This window comes from Sorangium sp. So ce693, from assembly GCF_051521375.1.
Lineage (GTDB): Bacteria > Myxococcota_A > Polyangia > Polyangiales > Polyangiaceae > Sorangium > Sorangium atrum.
The window spans coordinates 1,671,388-1,692,425 of the sequence record NZ_CP150347.1; the positions used below are offsets into that span (position 1 = coordinate 1,671,388).

16 protein-coding genes are annotated in these 21,038 nt (G+C 72.3%); 11 read left to right on the plus strand and 5 right to left on the minus strand.

Annotated elements, in window-relative coordinates; genetic code table 11:
- The first annotated feature begins 227 nt into the window (after nucleotides 1-227).
- From WMF14_RS06240 to WMF14_RS06270, 7 genes are all read left to right on the plus strand, one after another.
- On the plus strand, nucleotides 228-1,109 hold the full coding sequence (locus WMF14_RS06240) for a hypothetical protein (RefSeq protein WP_437799258.1): 882 nt from the start codon (nucleotides 228-230) through the stop codon (nucleotides 1,107-1,109).
- Nucleotides 1,110-1,259: 150 nt separating this feature from the next.
- Nucleotides 1,260-1,496 (plus strand): hypothetical protein, encoded by a 237-nt coding sequence (locus tag WMF14_RS06245; protein ID WP_437799259.1) that lies wholly within the window; start codon nucleotides 1,260-1,262, stop codon nucleotides 1,494-1,496.
- On the plus strand, nucleotides 1,493-1,810 hold the full coding sequence (locus WMF14_RS06250) for a type II toxin-antitoxin system RelE/ParE family toxin (protein ID WP_437799260.1): 318 nt from the start codon (nucleotides 1,493-1,495) through the stop codon (nucleotides 1,808-1,810). Before WMF14_RS06245 ends, WMF14_RS06250 begins: the two co-directional genes overlap by 4 nt.
- Nucleotides 1,811-2,050: 240 nt before the next feature.
- Nucleotides 2,051-3,841 carry a serine/threonine protein kinase gene (locus WMF14_RS06255; RefSeq protein ID WP_437799261.1) on the plus strand — a complete coding sequence of 597 codons (1,791 nt, stop codon included), beginning with the start codon at nucleotides 2,051-2,053 and terminating at the stop codon, nucleotides 3,839-3,841.
- Between the two features lie 111 nt (nucleotides 3,842-3,952).
- Complete coding sequence (locus tag WMF14_RS06260; RefSeq protein WP_437799262.1) at nucleotides 3,953-4,945, plus strand: DUF362 domain-containing protein; 993 nt, start codon at nucleotides 3,953-3,955, stop codon at nucleotides 4,943-4,945.
- 5 nt (nucleotides 4,946-4,950) lie between these two features.
- On the plus strand, nucleotides 4,951-6,843 hold the full coding sequence (locus WMF14_RS06265; RefSeq protein WP_437799263.1) for a 4Fe-4S binding protein: 1,893 nt from the start codon (nucleotides 4,951-4,953) through the stop codon (nucleotides 6,841-6,843).
- Nucleotides 6,844-6,892: 49 nt separating this feature from the next.
- The gene (locus tag WMF14_RS06270; RefSeq protein WP_437799264.1) at nucleotides 6,893-8,050 is read left to right on the plus strand and encodes a hypothetical protein; all 1,158 of its coding nucleotides are present in this window, start codon (nucleotides 6,893-6,895) and stop codon (nucleotides 8,048-8,050) included.
- A gap of 88 nt (nucleotides 8,051-8,138) precedes the next feature.
- On the opposite strand, the gene WMF14_RS06275 is transcribed toward WMF14_RS06270, so the two are convergent.
- Complete coding sequence (locus WMF14_RS06275; RefSeq protein WP_437799265.1) at nucleotides 8,139-9,791, minus strand: ABC transporter permease; 1,653 nt, start codon at nucleotides 9,789-9,791, stop codon at nucleotides 8,139-8,141.
- 207 nt (nucleotides 9,792-9,998) lie between these two features.
- On the opposite strand from WMF14_RS06275, the gene WMF14_RS06280 reads away from it, so the two are divergent.
- From WMF14_RS06280 to WMF14_RS06295, 4 genes are all read left to right on the plus strand, one after another.
- Entirely contained in the window at nucleotides 9,999-11,915 is a 1,917-nt protein-coding gene (locus WMF14_RS06280) for a serine/threonine-protein kinase (protein WP_272100647.1), read from the plus strand.
- A 52-nt stretch (nucleotides 11,916-11,967) separates the two neighbouring features.
- On the plus strand, nucleotides 11,968-13,350 hold the full coding sequence (locus WMF14_RS06285) for a CCA tRNA nucleotidyltransferase (protein ID WP_437799266.1): 1,383 nt from the start codon (nucleotides 11,968-11,970) through the stop codon (nucleotides 13,348-13,350).
- 359 nt (nucleotides 13,351-13,709) lie between these two features.
- Nucleotides 13,710-15,101, plus strand: coding sequence for a hypothetical protein (locus tag WMF14_RS06290; RefSeq protein WP_437799267.1), 1,392 nt, complete (start codon nucleotides 13,710-13,712; stop codon nucleotides 15,099-15,101).
- Nucleotides 15,102-15,231: 130 nt separating this feature from the next.
- Nucleotides 15,232-15,480 (plus strand): hypothetical protein, encoded by a 249-nt coding sequence (locus WMF14_RS06295; protein WP_272100653.1) that lies wholly within the window; start codon nucleotides 15,232-15,234, stop codon nucleotides 15,478-15,480.
- On the opposite strand, the gene WMF14_RS06300 is transcribed toward WMF14_RS06295, so the two are convergent.
- From WMF14_RS06300 to WMF14_RS06315, 4 genes are all read right to left on the minus strand, one after another.
- Nucleotides 15,471-16,739 carry a guanine deaminase gene (locus WMF14_RS06300; protein WP_437799268.1) on the minus strand — a complete coding sequence of 423 codons (1,269 nt, stop codon included), beginning with the start codon at nucleotides 16,737-16,739 and terminating at the stop codon, nucleotides 15,471-15,473. The two genes, WMF14_RS06295 and WMF14_RS06300, sit on opposite strands and share 10 nt — an antisense overlap.
- Entirely contained in the window at nucleotides 16,736-17,344 is a 609-nt protein-coding gene (locus WMF14_RS06305) for an SH3 domain-containing protein (protein WP_437799269.1), read from the minus strand. Before WMF14_RS06305 ends, WMF14_RS06300 begins: the two co-directional genes overlap by 4 nt.
- An 89-nt stretch (nucleotides 17,345-17,433) precedes the next feature.
- Nucleotides 17,434-18,525 carry a formylglycine-generating enzyme family protein gene (locus tag WMF14_RS06310; protein ID WP_437799270.1) on the minus strand — a complete coding sequence of 364 codons (1,092 nt, stop codon included), beginning with the start codon at nucleotides 18,523-18,525 and terminating at the stop codon, nucleotides 17,434-17,436.
- Between the two features lie 18 nt (nucleotides 18,526-18,543).
- Nucleotides 18,544-20,817 carry a sulfatase-like hydrolase/transferase gene (locus tag WMF14_RS06315; protein WP_437799271.1) on the minus strand — a complete coding sequence of 758 codons (2,274 nt, stop codon included), beginning with the start codon at nucleotides 20,815-20,817 and terminating at the stop codon, nucleotides 18,544-18,546.
- Nucleotides 20,818-21,038 lie beyond the last annotated feature (221 nt).

Genomic DNA, 21,038 nt, shown 5'->3' on the forward strand with positions numbered 1-21,038 from the left:
GAGCCGTTCTGTCCAGGCACGCCACGTGTATCCCTGTGGCCGTGTCGCGAAGCTCCCGAGCCTCGCGCGCTTCGATAAGGGCCCTGCGCCTCTCGGGGCGCACGAGCTCGGGAGTGACGCGTCGAGGTCCTTGTGAAGGGGAGCCCGGTTCACGGCTCTCCGGAATGGATGCCCGGGATTGCCGCTCCGGACAGGGGGTCCGGCGCCGCAACCCAGGGGAGGTCGAGATGGCGAAGAAGAAGAGCGATATCGAGCAGTGGTCGGACGTCGTCCAGCAGATGAGCGCCGGCAATCTCCCGGCGATCACGGTGCCCTTGCACGTGCTCCTCGGGGAGGCGGTCGACGTGGCGAAGTTCTGCGACAAGTACTGGAAGACACAGGTCGATGCCCAGAAGCGGGTGACCCGCCTGGGCCTCGAGTCGGCGGTCCCGAAGGACGGCAAGAAGGGGGACGCCGCGCGCCTCGGGCCGAGGACGGCAGAAGAGATCCTCTCGCTGCAGCGCGCCACGCAGGAGGCGCAGACGCGGTATCTCCTGACCGTCGAGAAGAACAAGAGCCCTCGCGAGCGCGGGAAGTTCTTGCTGGGGGAGATCTCGGCGACGCTGACCTTCTATTTCGACGACGGCGTGGACGACGCGAAGGACGAGATGCTGGCCCGCATCGACGCGGCGCACGCGGAGGATCCCGACACGGCCGACGCCCTGGCGAGCGCGCTGGACGACTACGCGCTGCTCGGGGAGAAGCACCGCGACGCGCTCGACGGGCTCGGCGGCTTCGAGCCGGCTCACCTCGACGAGGCGCGCGCCGTGGCGGCCGAGCTGCGGAGCCGGCCGGCGCAGGCGGAGGCGATCTCCAGGCAGGCACAGGAGGCGCTGCTGCTCCGCAACAAGCTGGCGACGCTGCTGGTCGAGCGCATGGGCCTCGTGCGGAACGCGGCGCGCTTCGTGTTCCGTGGCCAGCCGGAGATCGTGCGCGATGTGACGAGCGCGTACGAGCGCCGCAAGCGCGCAGCGGCCCGGCGGGCCAAGGCGACGGCAGCACCCTCGCCCGCAGCACCCGCGCCGGCGACGCCTTCGCCAGCGGCGCCAGCGATGCCCCTGGAGGGCTGAGCGACAGGCGAGGGGGCTCGCCTCGCCGCGGCAAGCGATCCAGAGCGCGATCGCAGCCCGAGACACAGGCGTCGAGCGACGGTGCCCGCAGGGAAGCTCAGCGGAAGCGCTGAGCTTCCCTGGGCGGACCCCGGATGGTACGCTGCGGTCATGAGCGCGCTGCGAGCCAAAGTGCACGGCGGCCGGCTGATCCTCGACGAGCCGACGAGCTTTGCCGAGGGGACCGTGATCGAGCTCGTGGTGGCCGACAACGACGACCTGGACGGAGAAGAGCGGGCTCGCCTCGACGAGGTGCTCGAGGTGTCGCTGGCGAGCGCGCGCGAAGGCACGGTCGATGCGGACGAGTTTCTGGCGGAGATCGCGCGCCTCGAGCCGGCGCGCGAATGAAGCGAGCCCGCATCCGGCTCACCAGAGAAGCCGTCCGCCAGGCGAGGGAAGCGGCCGCATGGTGGATCGAGAACCGACCTGCCGCTCCTTCCCTGTTCCGCGAGGAGCTCGCGGCCCTGCTCAGCCTGCTCAGGACAGCGCCCGAGGCCGGAGCACCGCACGCGCACCGGCGGATCAAAGGCGTTCGCCGCGCTCCACTCCCGACATCGCGTTACCTGGTCCACTACGTCGTCGACCGCGAGAGCGGAGAGGTCCTTGTGCTGGCCGTCTGGAGCGCCCTGCGCGGGCGGCCGCCGCAGCTCTCGCTGGAGTGAGCGGAAGCCGGGTGGACTCGTGCACGTAGGCGCGACGCTCGACGTCCGTTTTCTCCCGGAGCCGTAGCGCCGGGATAGCCACGGTGGCGCACCTCCGCGTCGACGCGACGCTCCGAGCGAGAGGACGTGAGCCCGCAGGCGCCTCTGCCAGCCTCCGCGAATAAACGCCCCGCGCCGGCCGTCTTCCGTCCGCCGGCTTCTTTCTCAGCGCTCGCAGCTTCCGCTACTCTGGCAATCGCTGTGCCGCCCGTCGACCCCAACCTCCGCACCACGATCGTCCACGCGTTCGCCGTCACGGTGGCGGATCCGTCCAGCCTGGTGCGCACCACGTCGCGCGGCGGGACCGACGACCCCGCGAGGAGCAGCAGCCGCGGCCCGTCGATCCTCCCCGAGGTCGGCCAGATCGTCGGCGGGCTCTACCGCCTCGGGCGCCTCCTTGGGCAGGGCATGTTCGGCAAGGTCTACGTCGCCCAGCGGATCGACGTCCCCGAGCACCAGGTCGCCCTCAAGCTCATGCCCCGCTCGCTGTACGCGATGCGGAACGTCGAGCGAGAGCTCGTCATGCTCGCGACCGTCGGGCACCCGCACGTCGTCCAGCTGAAGGACCACGGCATGAACGCCGACTACGTGTGGCTCACCATGCCGGTCTACGAGGGCGAGACCCTCGCCCAGCGGCTCGAGCGCAGCCCCCTCGGCCTGCGCGAGGCGCACGACATCTTCCTCGCCGTCGCGCGCGGGCTCGAGGCGCTCCACGCCGCCGGGCTCCGGCACCAGGACGTCAAGCCCGACAACATCTTCCTCGCCAGGTTCGCAGGCCGCGTCCACCCCATCCTGCTCGACCTGGGCGTGGCCGCGGAGCGGGAGGCCTCCTTCTGTGCCGGCACCGCGCTCTACGCCTCGCCCGAGCAGCTCCGGGCGCTGAACGGCTTCCCCGGCGCCGTGCCGCTCTCGGAGAAGATGGACACGTACGGGCTCGCCACGACCCTGCTCTACTCGCTCGTGAACCCCAGGGACTTCCCGGGCGAGTCCGCGCAGAGCCGCACCGAGCTCGCCGAGGCGCACGACGTCCGCGCCGACAAGCCGCTCGCCGACAACGCGCTGCCAGACCTCACCGGGCGTCCGCGCGAGATGTTCCAGGCCGCGCTCAGGCGATGGCTCGCGATCGATCCGAACGAGCGGCCGTCGATGACCCAGCTCGCCGAGGAGCTCGACGTGCTGCTCGAGCCGGAGCGCGAGGCGGAGCGCGACGCGGAGCGGCTGCGGATCAAGCAGAAGACGTCCTACCTGCGCGCGCGGATCGCGGCCGGCGCGATGACCCTCGTGGGCTGCGCGGTCGTGCTGCTCGGCTTCTCGAAGCGCGAGACCCTGCGGCTCGCGAACGAGCTCGAGCAGGCCCGCCAGCGGGGCGCCGAGTCGTTCGACAAGCTCGATACCTGCGTTGCCAGCCACCAGATCGCCCAGTCCGAGGCGATCGCGTGCCGCGGCGCCCGCGAGCAGGATCGCGCGGATTTCAACGCGACGCTGGCCACCCTCCAGAAGAGCGGCTCCACGTCGGAGGCGGAGCACGCCCGCGAGATCCAGGCGCTGCACGCGACCCAGGCGGCGCGCCTCAAGACGTGCGAGGACAGCGCGGCGGCCGCGCAGAAGGCGGCCATGGCCGAACACGAGCGGCTCGCCGAGGTCGAGAAGGCGCGCGCCGCCGTCACCGCCGAGCGCGACGAGGCCAGGGCGCTCGCCGACCAGCGCTCGGCGGACCTCGCCAACGCGGCGCAGCTGCGGGCCGCGTGCGACGCGGAGCGCGCCAGCTGTTTTGCGGAGCGCGATCGCCTGAAGGCCGACCCGTACGAGCCGGACGAGCCCGCCGCCCCGCCGCCTGCGCACGCGTCGCCCGCCGCGAGCGGCGCGCCGCCGCAGGCGCCGCAAGCGCCGCAGCCGGCGAACACGGGCGCTTCCCCCGCCCCCGGCGCTCCGGCGCCGGCGGCCCCAGCAACCCCGGCGGCCCCAGCGACGTCCACCGCGGCTCCTCCTTGAGCGCCGTCGCTGGAAGCGCCGGGAGGCGGCGCACGTCGCTGCCGCCAGGCCACCTCTGCTTGTGGCGATCGCCCGGGGAGGCTATCCGTAGGTCCAGGGAAGGCGAGGGCCATGGGTGACATTTCTCGACGTGAAATGCTGCGTCGGTTGAGCGCGGCGGGCCTCGTCCTCGGGGGCGCGGGCGGGCTCGCGGCGGCCCGGTGGGACCGCGGCGGCAGCGCCGCCGCCGCAGCCGAGCGCCAGCAGACGCGGGACTACCGGCTCCGCGACGCTCCTGCCGACCTGCCGCAGCTCGTCGTCGCCCGCGCCGGCGCCGAGCTGCTCGCCGGGGGCGCCCCGGACCCGGCCGCCCTGGTCCGGAAGGCGGTCGACGCCCTCGGCGGGATGCGGCGCTTCATCTCGCGCGGGGACGTCGTGGTCGTGAAGCCGAACATCGGCTGGGATCGCACGCCGATCCACGCGGCCAACACGAACCCCAAGGTCGTGGCCGAGGTGGTGCGCCTCGCCTACGACGCCGGCGCCAAGACCGTCATCGTGACGGACGCCTCGTGCAACGAGCCGAACCGCTGCTTCCAGCGCTCCGGCATCTGGAAGGCCGCCTACGACGTCGGCGCGGAGGTCGTCATCCCCGCGGCGCACCGCTTCCGCGGCATGCGCCTGAAGGGCGAGGTGCTCGACGACTGGCCCGTCTACACGCCGCTCGTCAACGCGGACAAGGTCATCAACGTCCCGATCGCGAAGCACCACAACCTGTCCAGGTACACCGCGGCGATGAAGAACTGGTACGGGGCGCTCGGCGGCCGGCGCAACCGCCTCCACCAGAACATCGACGTGTCGATCGCCGATCTCGCGACGTTCATCCAGCCGACGCTCACCATCGTGGACGCCGTCCGCGTCCTCATGCGCAACGGGCCGCAGGGCGGGAACGTCGCCGACGCGAAGGACATGCACACAGTGATCGCGACGACCGACCAGGTCGCCGCCGACGCGTACGGCTGCCAGCTCATCGGCCGCAAGCCGGAGGAGATCCCGTACCTGAAGATGGGCCACGAGCGGGGCCTGGGCACGATGCACTGGCAGAACCTGCGGCTCGCCGAGGTGTAGTACTCATGGCAAACCTCGATCCGACGCCGGCTGCGCCGGCGCACCGTGAACCGGCGGCAGGAGCGGGCGCGGCGCCCGCGAAGGCGAGCGCGGCGCCGCCCGCCGCGTCCGCGAAGGAGGCCCGCTGGGGCGCGCTGTTGCGCATGGCGCGCAAGGTCGGCTCGATCGTCCGGCCCGCCCCGAAGCGCCGGCCCGGCTCGGGGCTGCCGGCGCGCAAGGTGATCCAGGTGCTCGTCTGGGTGCGCCGCGCCGTGCAGGCGGGCTGCCTCGGGCTGTTCCTCTACTTCCTGTTCCAGACGGGCTTCCGCGGCTCGTTCGCCTCCGCCGAGGCGCGCGTGCGCCTGCCGCTCCCCGTCGAGGGCTTCCTCCTCGCCGACCCGTTCGTCGGCGCGATGACCCTGCTCTCGACGCACACCGTCTACCGCGGCCTGCTCTGGTCGCTCGGGATCCTCGCGCTGACGCTCGTCTTCGGGCGCGTGTTCTGCGGCTGGATCTGCCCCTTCGGCACCCTCCACCATTTCTTCGGGTGGATCTTCCCGTCGCGCTACGGCAAGGGCGGCAAGCGCGTCGAGGCGAACAAGACGTACACGCGGCAGCGGGTGAAGTACTACCTGATGTACGCCTTCCTCGCGGCGAGCGTGGCCGGCAGCGCGATCGGGGGGCTGTTCGATCCGATCTGCGTGGCGGTCCGGGCGATCGGGCTCGCCGTCATCCCGGCCGCGCAGTACGTCGCCAGCGTGGTGACCGGCTCCGCGGCCGGGACCGGGAGCCGATCGGTGCAGCTCGCCGCGGACCACACGCAGGACTTCCTCGCGGCGAGCGTGTGGCAGACGAAGCAGTTCTACTTCCACCAGACGTGGTTCGTCGGGATCCTGTTCGTCGCGATCCTCTTCATGAACCGGTTCATCCCGCGGTTCTGGTGCCGCGTGCTCTGCCCGCTCGGCGCGTTCCTCGGCGTGTTCGCGCGCTTCGCGCTCTTCGGGATGCAGAAGGATCACGCGAAGTGCACCGACTGCAACCTGTGCCTCGTGCACTGCCAGGGCGCCGACTCGCCCCAGGGCGGGGTGAAGTGGCGGCAGGACGAGTGCCACATGTGCCTCAACTGCGAGAGCGCCTGCCCCGAGGACGTCATCAAGTTCCGCTTCCTGCCGAACCGGAAGAGCGCCCTCGTGACGCCCGACACGGGCCGCCGCACCGCCCTCGCGACCGCCGCGGCCGGCGCGGTGATCATCCCGACGGCGCGCATCGCCGACGTGCTCGACGCGAACTATGACCACCGCGTGATCCGGCCGCCGGGCTCGGTCGAGGAGCGCGAGTTCCTGGAGCGGTGCATCCGGTGCGCCGAGTGCATGAAGGTCTGCCCCAACAACGCGATCCACCCCGCGTTCTTCGAGGCGGGCATCGAGGGGCTCTGGACGCCGATCGTCATCCCGCGCATCGGGTACTGCGAGCACTCCTGCGTCCTCTGCGGCGACGTCTGCCCGACCGGAGCGATCCAGAAGATCACCGAGGAGCAGAAGATGGGCATCGGCCAGAAGCCGATCTCGATCGGCACCGCGTTCTACGATCAGGGGCGCTGCCTGCCGTGGTCGATGAGCGTGCCGTGCATCGTCTGCGAGGAGTTCTGCCCGACGTCGCCCAAGGCGATCTGGGTCGAGGAGGTCGACATCCCGAAGCGCGAGCCGGTGGCGGCCGAGAGCGGCAAGGAGCCGCCGATGAAGATGGTCCACGTGCAGCGTCCGCACGTCGATCCGTCGCTGTGCATCGGCTGCGGCGCGTGCGAGAAGGTCTGTCCGGTTCAGGACAAGCCCGCGGTCTACGTGACCAGCGTCGGCGAGACCCGCTCGAAGACGAACGTCATCCTTCTCGAGGACACGGACTACAACAAGGCGTCTTGACCGCGCACGCCGGCTCCGCGCGGCGGGACCACGACAGGAGGCAGCTCGGGTGCGCACGCTTCGCTTCTACGGAACCTTCTCGCTCGCCGCGCTGTGCGCGCTCGCCGGCTGCGGCGAGCCGTTCACGGCGGCCGGCGCGGACGCCACGTCCACGTCGTCGAGCGGCGGCGAGGGCGGCGCCGGCGGCGCCGGCGGCGCCGGCGGCGATGGGGGCGGGGGCAGCGGGGGAGGCGGGGGCCCGGCTTCGTCGTCCGCCGCGTCGGGCGGGGGCGGCGCGGGCGGGTGCGGCGCGTGCAAGGACGGGGAGTTCTGCACGGCCAGCGAGACGTGCGTCTCCTGCGCGGCCCGCGGCGGCGTGCTGTCGTTCGGCGCGCTCTCGGAGGTCGAGGTGGCGGGGGCGATGCCCGCGTTCCCGCGCGTGCGCGCCGAGGCCGGAGAGGGCGAGGCGACGCTCCGGCTCGTCTACACGGCCAAGTTCGGATCGGACGACACGAAGATCGCCACGGCCACCGGGCGGCCCTGGACGGCTGGCGAGGCCGTCTCGAGCTTCGTGGTCGACGATGCGGGCCAGGAGTCGGGTCCGCTCCTCCTGCCCCTGGACGCGCCCTCGCCGGTCGAAGGCTTCCCTGCGGGCTCGCTGCTCTTCGATCGCCTCCCCACCGAGCCGGGCAGCCTCCCGCAGCTGCTCGTCGCGGATGGGATCGAGGCGACGCAGGCGAACGCGCTCCCTGCGCTCAACCCGGACGGGGGGAGCCGCTCCGTGGCGGTCGCCCACGGGCTTCGGCCCTCCTACCGGTACTGGTTCATGAGCAGGCACCAGGAGGGCGGCGGGACCACGAGCCGGCTCGTCACGAAGCGCGCAGAGGACGCGGAGGTGCAGGCGCTCGACATCCACCTGCCAGGCGACTGCCCGGCGCAGGGAGACGACCTCGCCCCGTGGGTGACGCCCGACGGCAGCCTGCTCTTCTTCCAGGCGCCCTACAGCGCGCGCGGCGAGTGCGAGGCGGCGTCGGTGCTGCGGAGCTTCTATGTGGCGCTCGGGGACGACGGGCTGCCCGTGGACGCTCAGCCGGCGAGGATGCTGCTGCCGAACCTGGCCCCGACCGTCGCCGTCATGACCCCGTCGCTCTCTCCGGACGAGTGCACGCTCTACCTGGCGTCCAACAAGGACGGGCAGCAGAAGCTCTACTCCGCCTCTCGGCGGTAGCCGGCGCGACGCGTCGGGATCGAGGGTGGGAGGCCTTCAGCGTCGCCCGGCCCGAGGTGGGCCTACCGGGGCGCGGGGAGGCGGGGGCTCACTGCGCGCGGAAGCCCTCGGCAGGGCGGAGGCGCGCGGCGTAGAGGCTGGGCACGATCGTGGCGGCGAGGCAGATGAGGATGGCGATGCAGCCCGTGATGATGAACTCCTGCGGGCGCGCCTGGACGGGCAGGTGGGAGATGAAATAGACCTTCGGGTCGAGCGGGAAGCCGTACACAAGGAGCCCCTTGCACACGGCCACGCCGAGCAGGAGGCCCAGCGTGGTGCCCGCGACGCCGATGATCCCGCCCTGGTAGAGGAAGATGCGCAGGACGGCGGCGTCCGTGGCCCCCATCGCCTTGAGGACCGCGATCTCCTTCTTCTTGTCGAGGACCACCATGATGAGGGTCGCGATCACCGTGAACGCGGCGACCACGATGATGAGCGCCAGCACCGCGCTCATGCCGATCTGCTGGATGCGCAGCGCCGTGAAGAGCCCGTGGTTCAGCTCCTCCCAGTCCATCGTGTAATAGAGCCCGCTGCCGAGGAGCTTGCTGATCTCGCGCGCGATGCCGCTCGCGTTGTCGATGTCGTCGACCTTCATCTCGACGCCGGTCACCGTGTCGCCCTGGTCGTAGAACGCCTGCGTCTCGTAGAGATCGGCGTACGCCAGCTTGGTGTCGTACTGCTCGAAGCCGGCCTCGAAGATCGCGATGACCCGGAATCGCTTGGCGACAGGCGGCTTGATGGCGCCGTTCGCGAACGAGAAGCCGATCGTGGGCGAGGTGACCGTGACGCACTGGCCGAGCTCGAGCGACAGATTCTTGGCCAGCGCGGCGCCGATCACGATGCCCGGCATCCTGGCGATCTGCTCCTTGTCGGCGCAGGGGTCCGGATCGACCTCGGGCGGCAGCTCGTCGTCATCGGGGAGGACGCTCCCATAGCCGCCCTGCGGCTCGATCGCGCCCCGCGGGGCCCCCTCGGCGATCGCGACCTCGGCCTCCTCGTCCCTGGCGTCCGGCGCGCCGTCGGCCTCGGCCGCGGGCGACGTCGGGGGCGCGAGCGCGGCGTCGCGCGCGGCCGCGGCGCGCTCGTCCTCGCGGATCCGCGCCTCGTAGGCCTTCAGCAGATCGATCTCGGCGCCCGCGTCCGGCGCGGGCGCGTCCGGCGCGAGCGCGCCCCGCGCCCCCGCGTCCGGCTCCAGGACGGGGACGTCGGGCAACGACGGCACGGCGCGCTCGGCGGGCTTCGAGCCAGGGCGACGCAGCCCGGCGAGATCGCCGCCCGGGAGGATGTGACGGGGCAGGTCGAGCACGGCCGTGGAGGCGCCCTCGGCCCCCACGCCGAGGCTCCTGGCCGGGTCGACCCCCTTGACCAGGACGCCGGTCGCCGTCGCGTCGCCGTGCGTCAGCATCATGGGGTTGATGCTGAACGGCGCGACGCCGATGACGCCGGGGACCTTGGAGACCTGCTCCATGATCGTGCGGTACTCACGGAAGTCCGTCGAGTACTTGATCACCAGGACGTGCGCGTTGACGCCCAGGACCTTCTCGCGGAACTCCGCCTGAAAGCCCCCGGTCACGCTCATCACGGTCGCGAGCGCCGCGACCCCGAGCGCGACCCCGAGGATCGCGAACGTGGTGCCGACCGAGATGAACGCCCGCTTCTTGGAGCCGAGATATCGCAGCGCGACCTCGATAGGGTAGCTCATCGCGGTGCCCTCCTAGCAGAACGCGGCGCGCGCGGCACGCTGGGCCGCCATGGTCGGCGACGGGCCGACCCGCGGTCGACGCGCACTCACCGCGGCCTTTCGCGCGCGGGGTCCGCATGATCTCGCTTCCCGGACCGAACGCCTGCTAGAATCCAATCCTGTCGCAGCTGCCGGCATGTGGCGTGCACTTCTGCCCGCGAGCCTTTCATGAGCGCCACCAAAAACGAGCACCACACCGCGCGCAGCAGGGTCTTCAACGCCGAGGAAGGCGCGCTCGAGGAGGCACCGCCGTCGCGCCCCACGAGCGCGGCTGGCGGGGCTCGCTCGTCCGGTGTCGCGGCCGCGTTCGCGCCGTCCTCCATGGAGCCGAGCGGCGCCGATGACGACGTGCCGGTGGAGGTCGAGCTCCGCCCCTCGTCGAGGCCCTCCAGGGCGGGGTGGGTCGAGGGGCCCGCGAGCGAGGTGCCGCCGAGCTTCCGGGCTCCGCCGAGCTTCCGGGCGCCGCCGCCGCTGCGCCAGATGGCCCCGCGGCTCGGGCGGCAGAGCGAGCCGGACGCCGACGAGATCAGCGGGCGAACGAGCCCGGTGCCGATCAGCGAAGGGGAGCCTTCCCTGGAGATCCCGCCGCCGGACGAGGTCGAGCCGCGCGAGCGGCGGCCGCCGGGCGCCAAGGACCCTTACATCGGGACGACCTTCGATCACCGGTACAAGATCGAGCGGCTGCTCGGCGAGGGCGGGATGGGGTTCGTCTACCTCGCCCGCCACAAGGTCATCGACAAGCGCGTCGCGGTGAAGGTGCTCCGCGCGGAGCTCGCGCGGGACCGCGAGATCTTCGAGCGCTTCGTGCAGGAGGCCCGCTCCGCGTCGAGCATCGGCAACCCGCACATCGTGGACATCTCCGATTTCGGCGACCTGCCGGACGGCTCCACGTACTTCGTCATGGAGTACCTGGAAGGCGTGAGCCTGGCGCAGCTCATCGACTCGCCGAACGACCTGCCGATGGAGCGCATCTGCCACATCGCGCTGCAGCTGTCCGCGGGGCTCGCCGCCGCGCACGACGCCGGCATCATCCACCGCGATCTCAAGCCGGACAACGTCTTCGTGGTCGCCCGCGGCAGCGATCCGAACTTCGTGAAGATCCTCGACTTCGGGATCGCGAAGGTGTCGACGAGCACGACGACCAAGCTGACGCGCGCCGGCGCGGTGTTCGGGACGCCGCACTACATGTCCCCGGAGCAGGCCGCGGGGGCGCCCATCGATCACCGGACCGACATCTATTCGCTCGGCGTGATGCTCTATGAGCTCGTGAGCCGCCAGCTCCCGTTCAACGCCGACAACTTCATGGGGATCCTGACGCAGCACATGTACAAGGCGCCGGTCCCCATCCGCGCGCTCGTCGGCGGCCCCGACTGCCCGCCCGGGCTCGAGGCGGTGATCCTGAAGTGCCTCTCCAAGAAGCCGGAGTCGCGCTACCAGACCATGGGCGATCTCCACGCCGACCTCGAGCAGGTGAAGTGCGGGGGCGTGCCTGGCGCGGTCGCCGAGATGATGGCGCGCTCGGGCGGCTTCAACGTGCCGCACGATTACTTCAAGACCTCGAAGGTGATCGTCCCCGCGACGCCGCCGTCGCCCCCGCGCTCGCACTGGCCCCGCTACGTGTGGGTGGCCGGGGCGGCGGCCGCGGTGGGGATCGTGACGGCGATCTTCGTCATCGGCGCGAGCGGGTCTGCCAGGGACAACGCCCAGAAGGCGCAGAAGCCGCCGGTCGAGGCGCCCGCCAAGCCGGCGCCCCCCGAGCCGCCGCCGGTGCAGAAGATGGCGGTCGCGCTGGCCGCGGTGCCGGAGACGGCGGTCGGCTACCGCAACGGCGTGGAGCTGAAGCTGCCGGCGAGCATCGACGTGGAGCAGGGGCAGACGGTCACGATCGACATCCGGGCCGAGGGGTACCAGACGAGCACGGTGGTGCTCGACGGCACCGAGCCGAGCAAGCTCGTGAAGCTCGAGGCCGACGAGAAGAGCGGTCCGAAGGCGAGGCCCGGGGCGGGCCGGCCGCCGGCGGTGCCGGCGACCCGGACCCCCAAGAACCCGGATGTCCGGGACCCCTGGGCTCACCCGAAGAGGTGAGCGCGCGCTCGGCGGGGGCCCTGCTCGCCGTGGCCCGTGATAAGCCGCAGGCGTGACCCCGATCGATCACCTCATCGACGCCGTCCCCGAGGACGTGCTCGGCATCTGTCGCCGCCTCCGCGAGCGCGGCAAGCGCGGCTGGATCGTGGGCGGCTGCGTGCGCGACCTGCTCCGCGGGCAGGACGCCAAGGACTGGGACGTCGCGACCGACGCGCGGCCGGAAGAGGTCGTGGCCGCGTTCCGGAAGGTGATCCCGACCGGGATCCAGCACGGGACGGTGACCGTCCTCGTGCGCGGCGTGCCGTACGAGGTCACGACCCTGCGCGGCGACGGGACCTACAGCGACGGCAGGCGGCCGGATCGGGTCGAGTTCGTGGACGACATCACCGCCGATCTCGCGCGGCGGGACTTCACCATGAACGCCATCGCGATCGATCCGGTGGACGGGCACCTCATCGATCCGTTCGGCGGGCGGAGCGATCTCGAGGCGAAGATCATCCGCGCGGTCGGGGATCCGGGCGCGCGGTTCGCCGAGGACGGGCTGCGGGTGCTGCGCGCGGCGCGCTTCGCCGCGACGCTGGAGGGCACGCTGGACCCCGAGACCGAGCGCGCCATGGGCACCGCGCGGTCGCACCAGACGTTCCGCTGCGTGAGCGCGGAGCGGGTGCGCGACGAGTGGCTGAAGGCGATGCGCGCGCGCCGCCCGAGCGTGGCGTTCGAGATCATGCGCCGGACGGAGCTGCTGGCGATCACCTGCCCGGAGATGATCGAGTCGGTCGGGTGCGAGCAGAACCGATGGCACGCCTACGACGTGTGGGGGCACGCGATGGCCTGCCTCGACGCGTGCAAGCCCGAGCCGATCCTCCGCGTGGCGGCGCTGATGCACGACATCGGGAAGCCGAGGACGCGCGAGTTCTCCGAGAAGACGAAGGACTATACGTTCTATGAGCACGAGCGGGTCGGGGCCGAGATGGCCGACCCGATCCTCACGCGGCTCCGCTTCTCGAACGACGAGCGCGCGCGGATCGTGGCGCTCATTCGACACCACCTGATCTGCTACGACGACACCTGGACGGACGCAGCGGTGCGCCGCTGGCTCCGCCGGGTGACCCCGGCCCTGGCGCCGGATCTCTACGAGATCGGCTTCGCCGACGCGCTCGGCAAGGGGCGCGAGGCGACCGAGGACATCGCCACGATAGGGCGGCTCCGGGAGCGCGTGGACGCGCTGCTCGCGGCCGGCGCGGCGCTCTCCGCCAAGGATCTCGCCGTGAACGGCAATCGATTGATGAAGGAGCTCGGCATTCCGCCGAGCCGGCTCGTCGGCGAGCTCCTGGAGCGCCTCGTCGAGCTCGTCACCGAAGAGCCCGAGGCGAACACGCCCGAGCGCCTGCTCGCGGCGGCGCGCGAACTCGTCGCCTCGAAGAGCGCAGTCTAGCGCCCCCCGCCGTCGCAAAGGTGCGAGTCCCGCCGCGGAGCGGACGAGGGGAGCCGCCAGGATCGCTGTGCGCCGCGCTCGCCGCGTGTGCCCGAGGGTGGTCTCGCCGGGCTGCCCCGGGCCGCCTCGTCGGGCGTCGCTCCCATTCACCCGCCCTCGGCCATCTCCTCGCTCCTTTGGTGAGCCTGTCCCAGAGGGCGAGTCGAATGGTCGTGGACAAGGTCCCTGGACCGACAACGGTGGTCGGTTGTCTACCTCCTGTCGGGCTAGATTATTTCATGTCGATCGCGTCCATCGGGACGTGAGTCTGGTAACATCCGTCGCTGCGCATTGTCGCGTTCCCCGATTTGGAGGTCAATTTGAAGCTCTCGACGAAGACGCTTGTTGGGCTGGTTGGTCTGGGTTTGCTTGCGGCCGCGGCGGCCATCGGCGGGTGCTCCGGCGGGGGTGGTGAGGCGAGCCCCGGCAACAGCGGCTCTGGGAGCGGCAGCGGCAGCGGCGGCAGCGGCGGCAGCGGCGAGACGTCCGGGAGCGGGTTCGGGAACGGCGGTGAGTTCGATGTCGGCTCAGGGACCGGGGACAAGGACGCGGGGCTCAACGAGGACACGGCGTGCATCGCGACCCGATTGCAGGCCGATTACCAGCAGCGCCCGGCCGACATCATCTTCATCATCGACAACTCGGGGAGCATGACGGACGAGATCAACAGCGTCCAACGGAACATCAACCAGAACTTCGCCTCGATCATCGCGGCGAGCAAGATCGATTACCGCGTCATCATGCTCTCGAAGCACGGCAGCTCGGACGTCGAGCAGTCGGTCTGCATCGAGGCGCCGCTCGGCAGCGGGAGCTGCTCGCCGGTCCCGCAGAACCCGAACAGCAACCCGCCGCACTTCTACCAGTACAGCCTGGAGATCGGCAGCCTCGACTCGCTCTGTCTGGCGATCGACACGCTGAATGGGGCGATCCCGCCCAAGGGAGAGGCCACGTCGCCCGGGTGGTCGCAGTGGCTGCGGACGGACTCGCTGAAGGTGTTCGTCGAGATCACCGATGACGGCGTCAACTGCACGACGAAGTCGCTCGGCGCGGACAAGGCGCTCTTCGAGGAGGGGGCTGACATCACGCTCTTCGACGTCGACGATGACGAGCCCGCGAACAAGAACGTCGCCGGCGGCACCAAATCGGCAGAGGCCTTCGACGCGGCCCTGACGGCGATCGCGCCGGAACTTTTCGGCTCGAAGGACGCGCGCAACTACAAGTTCTTCAGCTTCGTGGGCATCAAGGAGAACACCCCGCCGACGGCCCCCTGGCCGCCGGAGGCGCCCGCCACCTGGGAGCAGTGCCGGCCAGACTCGGTCGATCCCGGGACGACCTATCAGGTCCTCAGCGTCATGACCGGCGGGCTGAGATACCCGATCCAGCAGCACGCCACCTACGATGCGGTGTTCCAGGCCATCGCAGACAGCGTGATCTCGGGCGCCAAGCTGTCGTGTGAAATCGAGGTGCCCAAGGCGCCGGATGGGCACTCGATCGACCTGAAGACGGTGCAGATCGAGTTCACGCCGAGCAACGGCGGGCAGAAGAAGACCTTCTCGCAGGTGAAGAACCTCGAGGAGTGCGCGGGGACGTCCTCGTCCTTCTATATCGAGGAGGGGATCATCAAGCTGTGCGAGGACACGTGCGCCATGGCGGCGCAGGACAACACAGCGGGCATGGAGCTGCTCTACGGCTGTTCGGTCAACCCGAACTGAGCGAGGAGGCGCTCCCGGGCGCGACGCCCCGGGAGCGCCGCCACCTCGGGGCGTCCGGCCGAGCGAGCCCTCTCCGTGGAGGGATCGCGGGAGCCGGGCGCCCGCACCTGCTACCCTGCGCGAAAGGCAGATGCGGGTCGATGTGGCGTGCCGTGCCGGCCACGGCGGGAGCGAAGAGCCCGAGACGGTCACCCTGGGGGAGCGCCGCGTGCGGGTGACGGAGATCCTCGACCGGTGGCCCGGGGGCGATCACCTCTACTTCAAGGTGCGCGGGGACGACGGCGCACGGTACATCCTGCGGCGGGATTTCGAGATCCTCGTCTGGGAGCTCGAGGTCTACGAGGCCGCCGAGGAGGAGAGGGGGACCGGTCAGGGGTAGACAGGCCGGCCGCGCACGAAGGCGCGCTGGACGGTCGCGTCGGACGCGAAGACGAGGTGGTTCAGCGTCTCGGCCTCGCCGATCACGTGCTCGGGGAAACGGACGGCGATGAAGTCCGCCTCCTTGCCGACGTCGAGGCTGCCGACGACGCGGCCCAGGCCGACGGCGTCGGCGGTGCCCTGCGTGGCCATGACGAAGAGATCGGCGGGGGTCAGGCGGTCGCCGAGGCAGAGGGCGTTGTCGAACGCGCTCGACATGCTGCGGCGCATGTCGAAGCTGCGGCCGGCGCCGACGTCGCTGCCCAGCCCGACAGGGACCCCGCGCGCGCGCGGGTCGGAGAGGCGCATGCGGCCGCTGCCCAAAAAGAAGTTCGAGTCGGGGCAGTGGACGACCGACGAGCCCGTCTCCGCGAGGCGGTCCCACTCGCGCGGCGAGAGGTGAATGGCATGCGCGAGCAGGGCGCGCCCGGTGAGCAGGCCGACGCGGTCGTAGACGTCGACGTAGTCGCGCGCCCAGGGGTGCGCGCGCAACGTGGCCTCGCCCTCGGCCGGGTTCTCGGCGACGTGCGTCTGCACGAGGAGGCCGTGATCGCGGGCGAGCCGCGCGGCCGCCTCCATCAAGGGACGGGAGCAGCTCGGGGCAAAGCGGGGGGTGATCGCGAACTCGAGGAGGCCGCCGCCCTCGCCGTGCCAGCGCTGCACGAGATCCCGGGCGGCGGGGATGGCCTCGTCGCGAGGGACGCGGAGCGCCTCCGGGCAGCTCTGGTCCATGAGCGTGAGGCCGGCGATGCCGCGCAAGCCGGCGGCCAAGAGGGCGCGGAACAGCCGGTCGGTCGCGCCGGCGCACGAGCTGGAGAAGACGACGCAGGTGGTCGTGCCCGACGCGAGCAGCCGACCCGTGAACTCGCCGGCGACGCGCGTGGCATAGGCCTCGTCGCGGAAGCGGGCCTCCTCGGGGAAGACCGACCGCTCCAGCCAGTCGAGCAGCGGGCCGCTGGCGCTGCCGATGACGCGCGTCTGCGGGAAATGGACGTGCGCGTCGATGAAGCCAGGCATCAACACCGCAGGCCGCAGGTCCAGCACCGGCCCGCGGAACGCGCCCGGGGCGAACGGCGCTGCCTGGGCGATCCGACCGTCGCTGCCGACCACGAGCAGCGCGTCGTCGATGGTCCGGACCTGAGCGCCGTCCGGCGACGCGGGGATCGGGGTGAGCAGGCGACCGCGGTAGGCGCGCGGCGACTCCGGCGAGCGCGCGCTCATCGGATGGCGATCTCGCTCCGGCGGGCCCAGCCCATGAGCAGGTCGCCCCCGCCGTTCTTCATGACGAGGGCCCACGCGCCCGCCTCGCGCACGATCATCACGATCTCGCCGGCGGCGATGGAGCCGACCCGGGCGCCGTCCGCCCGCGGCTCGTCGAGCAGCGTGATGCCGCGCGAGGCGATGCCCGCCTGGAGGCGCCCAGGCGCGCCCGGGTCCTCCTCGTCATCGAGGGCAGGGCCGTCGTCGTGAGGTGATGGCCGCTCGTCGGAGCCTGGATCCTCGTCGAACGGGAAGCGAGGGTGGATCTGCGCGCCCCGATCCGCCGAGGGACGCCCGTCGAGGACGTGCGCGAACCGGCCAGCGCTCTGCACCGGCGAGCGATCGCCGGCGACCGCCCGAAACACGACAGGCGCCATCGGGAGCAGCACGACGGCGGCGGCGGCGAGGAGCACGAGCCCGGTCAGCCGATCGAGCTGGCGCGCGCGCGGCGGGGCCGGCGCGGCGCCCGGCGGCTCCGCCCGGGCAGCGAGGCGTGTGCCGGCGTGCTCGGCGCGCACGTCGCGGGGGCCAGGCGAGGCACCCTGTCCGGCGGGGGGGTGGTCCATCAGCGCAGAGGATACGCGCTGCGGCGAGCGCGGTCGACTGCGCGGCGAGCGCGAGCGGCCGCGCGCTCGTGTGCGCGGCGGCGAGCGCGTCAGCGGAGCTCGCGCGGCAGCGGGGCGGCGGCAGGGTCGCCGGTGACGGCGCGCTCCGCGGGGACGCCGATCGTGGCGCCGTGGTCCGCGCAGCAGCGGAAGCCCTGCTGGTAGAACATGTGGTTCTCGTCGTGCGAGCGGGTCGAGGGGCGGCAGCGCGTGCGGACAGGGCCCCAGTAGCCGCCCTTCAGGATGGAGGGGCGCTCGCCCTCGCGGACGGAACGGGTCCACTCATCGATGTTGCCGGTCATGTCGTAGACGCCGAAGGGGCTCCGGCAGCGGGGCTGGACGCCCGACGCCATGCCCTGCCAGAGCCGGTCCATCTCGGCCATGGCCGCGGGGCCGCCCCGCGGGCGCAGCGCGGTCTCGATGTACGGGCGCCATGCCTGATCGACGACGCACGCCTCAGGCTCGCGGATGTAACCGTAGGGGTAGGGGCGCGCCTCCTCGCCCTCGCAGGCGAAGGTCCACTCGGCCTCGTCGCAGAGGCGCTTGCCCTCCTCGGCGCAGAGCTCGTTCGCCTCGTAGAACGAGACGAGGATGAAAGGATAGACGCCCTTCTGGTTGGGGTACTCGTAGCGATCCATGCAGAAGTGCATCGGCTTCGTGTCGAGGTCCTTCGACATCGAGAGCCACTTCTCGCGATCGAACTCCGCGCACCGCTCGGGGTAGTCCCTGCTGATCCAGTGCTTGCAGGTGGTCCGCTGCATCTCGTCGATGGAGCGCAGGTCGCCCTGGGCCTTCGGCGCCGGGTCGAGCTTCATGAGGCCGGAGACCTCGACCATGCCCGTCGGGCAGGCGCCGCGGGTGCCCTCGATCTGGTCGGTGGCCTCGCGCGACTCGGCAGGCGACGAGGCGATCTGCCAGTGGCGATCGCGCACGAGGCGCCACTCGAACCGGAGGCGCCGCGGCAGCGAGCCCGTGATGGCGCCCGCGCCGAGCGTCAGCGGCACGGACGGCGCATCCGCGAGCCGCACCACGAGCAGCGCGAGCGACGCGAGGGCCACCGCGAAGCCGACGGCGACGGCGGCGCGCAGCGCCCTCGCGCGCGGGGGCGCGGGCTTCCGCGTCGAAGGGGCGAACCTGTGCATGATCCCTCGCAGTAAACTCTACTGCGAGGGAGACTCGAAGGCAGACAACTTTTCGCGGAGCCGCCCGAGGTCGGCCTCGAAGCGCCGCTCGGCGGACAGGTCGCGGGTCTCGCGGGGATCGCTCCCGAGATCGAACAGGAGCAGGCGGTCTTGTTTCGCCCGCTTCTTTCGCTCGATCACGAGGAGCTTGAGCTGCCCGTCGACGACCGCGGCGCGGCGGGCCGTGCGAGCGAACACCGGTCCCCGGGGCGCGCGCTCGGCGCCCGTGGCGATGGCGGTCAGGGAGGCGCCTTCGACGGCCGTGGCCTCCGCGCCGCCGATGTCGAGGACGGTGGGCGCGATGTCGACCGTGCTCACGGGATGCGGATAACGGCCCGGCGCGGCGCCGGGGAGGGCGATGACGAGGGGGACGCGGATCGCCTCCTCGTAGAGCTCGACGCCGTGCCCGACGGGGCCGTGCTCGCCGAGCCCCTCTCCCTGCGAGCCGTGGACGATGACCGCCGTGCGGCCGGCGCGGGGGCCCCTCGCCACGGCGTCGAGCAGGGCGCCGAGCTGCCGGTCGACGTAGGCGATCTCGCCGTCGTAGGCGGCGGTCCTGCCGGAGCCGAAGCGGATGCCGGGGTGGGCGACGTAGCGCTCGTGGGCGTCGAAGAGGTGGAGCCAGAGGAAGATCGGCTGGGTGCGCTGGGCATACCCCTCGAGGAGCTCGATGGCCTTCTCGACCGCGAGGTGGCCTGTCGCCTCGCGCTCCGGGTGGGCGTCGCCGTAGACGGTCTCGAAGCGGTCGAACCCTTGATCGAAGCCGCGCTCCTGGCTGATCCACGTGAACGAGCTGACCGCGGCGGTGAGGTAGCCGGCGCGCTTCATGCGCTCCGCGAGGGTGTCGTTCTCGGGCAGCAGCGTCGGCCACTCGCGGCGGTCGCGCGCCGCCCGGTTGAGGCGGCGGCCGGTGACGAGCGGCGAGATGGCCCGCTGCGTCTCGCTCGAGGCGGCGTAGGCGCGCTCGAACAGCACGCCGCGGGCCGCGAGCTCGGCGAGCCGCGGGCTGGTGTCGCGGCCGTAGCCGTAGGCCGACGTGTGGTCGGCGCGGACCGTGTCGAGCGTGATGAGGAGGACGTCGGGGCGCATCGGCGCGGCGGCGGGCGCGGGGGAGGCAGGCGTGGCCCCGGCGGGGGAGATGGTCTTCGTCAGGACGGCCGGGATGACCGCGCCGCCCTCGTCGCGCGCGGCAGGCGCCGACGCGGCGCGCACGTGCGCGGCCGTCGTGGCGCCGGCGGGAGCGGCCGGCGGGGCGCCGGCAGGAGCGGTCGACGCGGCGCTGGAAGCGGCGGCAGGCTTGGCGCCGGCAGCCGCGGTCGTGAGGGCGCCGGCAGGCGAGCCCGCGACGGCCCTGGCGGGCAGGGGGGCGGCGCCCTCGTGGGCTCCGTCGCTGCAGTCCTGATCGATGCCGTCGCCCGGCGTTTCCCGCGCGCCGTGATACCGGGTGGGGTCGCCCTCGTCGCAGTCGAGGCCGCCGAAGTGCGAGCCCATCCCGTCGCCGTCGCGGTCGGTCCACTGCTCGAGCGCGCTGAAGAGGGTGGCCGCGAGGCCGCCGCCGGCGCGCACGGCCTGGCCGAGCGGGGGGAACGACTCGATCCGGGCGGTCGCGGTCATGAGGACCAGGGCGGCGAGCGGGACGCCCGCGATGCCGGCGAGGCGGCCGACGGCCGCGCTGAGGTCGACGCTCGAGACGAGCGCGGTCGCCACGAGCGCGATGGCGCCGTCAACGATGGCGGCGCGCACGGCGGCCCCGGCGTCGCCGCTCGTGTTGCCCGCGTGGGCGGCGAGCGGAGCCAAGGCGGCGACGAGGGGGACGACGCCGATGGCCGTGCCGGCGACGGCGAGCAGCCACGGCTTCACGCCGCGGGCGGCGAGGCGATCGCCGAGCGCGACGAGGCGCTGGGTGACGAGCGCCGCCGCCGCGACGCCGGCGAGGCCGAGGACGCCGAAGGTCGCGCCGGCGAGGCCTCGGTGGTGGGTCGTCGCCTTGAGGAGGGCGGCGAGCGCGGCGAGCACCGGGAAGGCGACGCCGATCCAGAGCGCGACGCGGAGGACGGCGAGCCGCTCGCCGCCCGCGCCGACGATGCCGCGGAAGCCGCGGCCGGCGGCGCGCGAGAGGATGAGCGCGAGCGTGACGAGCGGGAGCAGGACGGCGGTGCCGACGAGGAGCCCGTCGAGGAAGGAGGCGCCGGCGCGGGCGGTGCGCAGCGCGGTCGGCACGGCGGAGAGCGAGGCGACGCCGAGGCCGAGCACGCAGGCCTCACCGAGGCGGGTGGTCCAGGCGCTGCGGCGCGGCGGCGGAGGGGCCGACCGCCCCGGCGGGGGGAGGGACCGCCCCGGCGGCGCGCTCTGCCGGGCGGGCGGACCGCTCTGCGATCGCGGCGGGACGCTGTCATGAGAGCCGGCGGCGCTCGGCGGCGGCGGGGGACCTGGTTCGGCGGTGATCATGGGCACGCAGGGGGGAGGGCCGCGCG

Coding starts and splice junctions, on each gene's coding strand:
- WMF14_RS06250 (WP_437799260.1), top strand. CDS start 1,493: ATGAAGCGAGCCCGCATCCGGCTCACCAGAGAAGCCGTCCGCCAGGCG.
- WMF14_RS06275 (WP_437799265.1), bottom strand. CDS start 9,791: ATGAGCTACCCTATCGAGGTCGCGCTGCGATATCTCGGCTCCAAGAAG.
- WMF14_RS06280 (WP_272100647.1), top strand. CDS start 9,999: ATGAGCGCCACCAAAAACGAGCACCACACCGCGCGCAGCAGGGTCTTC.
- WMF14_RS06305 (WP_437799269.1), bottom strand. CDS start 17,344: ATGGACCACCCCCCCGCCGGACAGGGTGCCTCGCCTGGCCCCCGCGAC.
- WMF14_RS06300 (WP_437799268.1), bottom strand. CDS start 16,739: ATGAGCGCGCGCTCGCCGGAGTCGCCGCGCGCCTACCGCGGTCGCCTG.
- WMF14_RS06245 (WP_437799259.1), top strand. CDS start 1,260: ATGAGCGCGCTGCGAGCCAAAGTGCACGGCGGCCGGCTGATCCTCGAC.
- WMF14_RS06265 (WP_437799263.1), top strand. CDS start 4,951: ATGGCAAACCTCGATCCGACGCCGGCTGCGCCGGCGCACCGTGAACCG.
- WMF14_RS06295 (WP_272100653.1), top strand. CDS start 15,232: ATGCGGGTCGATGTGGCGTGCCGTGCCGGCCACGGCGGGAGCGAAGAG.
- WMF14_RS06310 (WP_437799270.1), bottom strand. CDS start 18,525: ATGCACAGGTTCGCCCCTTCGACGCGGAAGCCCGCGCCCCCGCGCGCG.
- WMF14_RS06240 (WP_437799258.1), top strand. CDS start 228: ATGGCGAAGAAGAAGAGCGATATCGAGCAGTGGTCGGACGTCGTCCAG.
- WMF14_RS06260 (WP_437799262.1), top strand. CDS start 3,953: ATGGGTGACATTTCTCGACGTGAAATGCTGCGTCGGTTGAGCGCGGCG.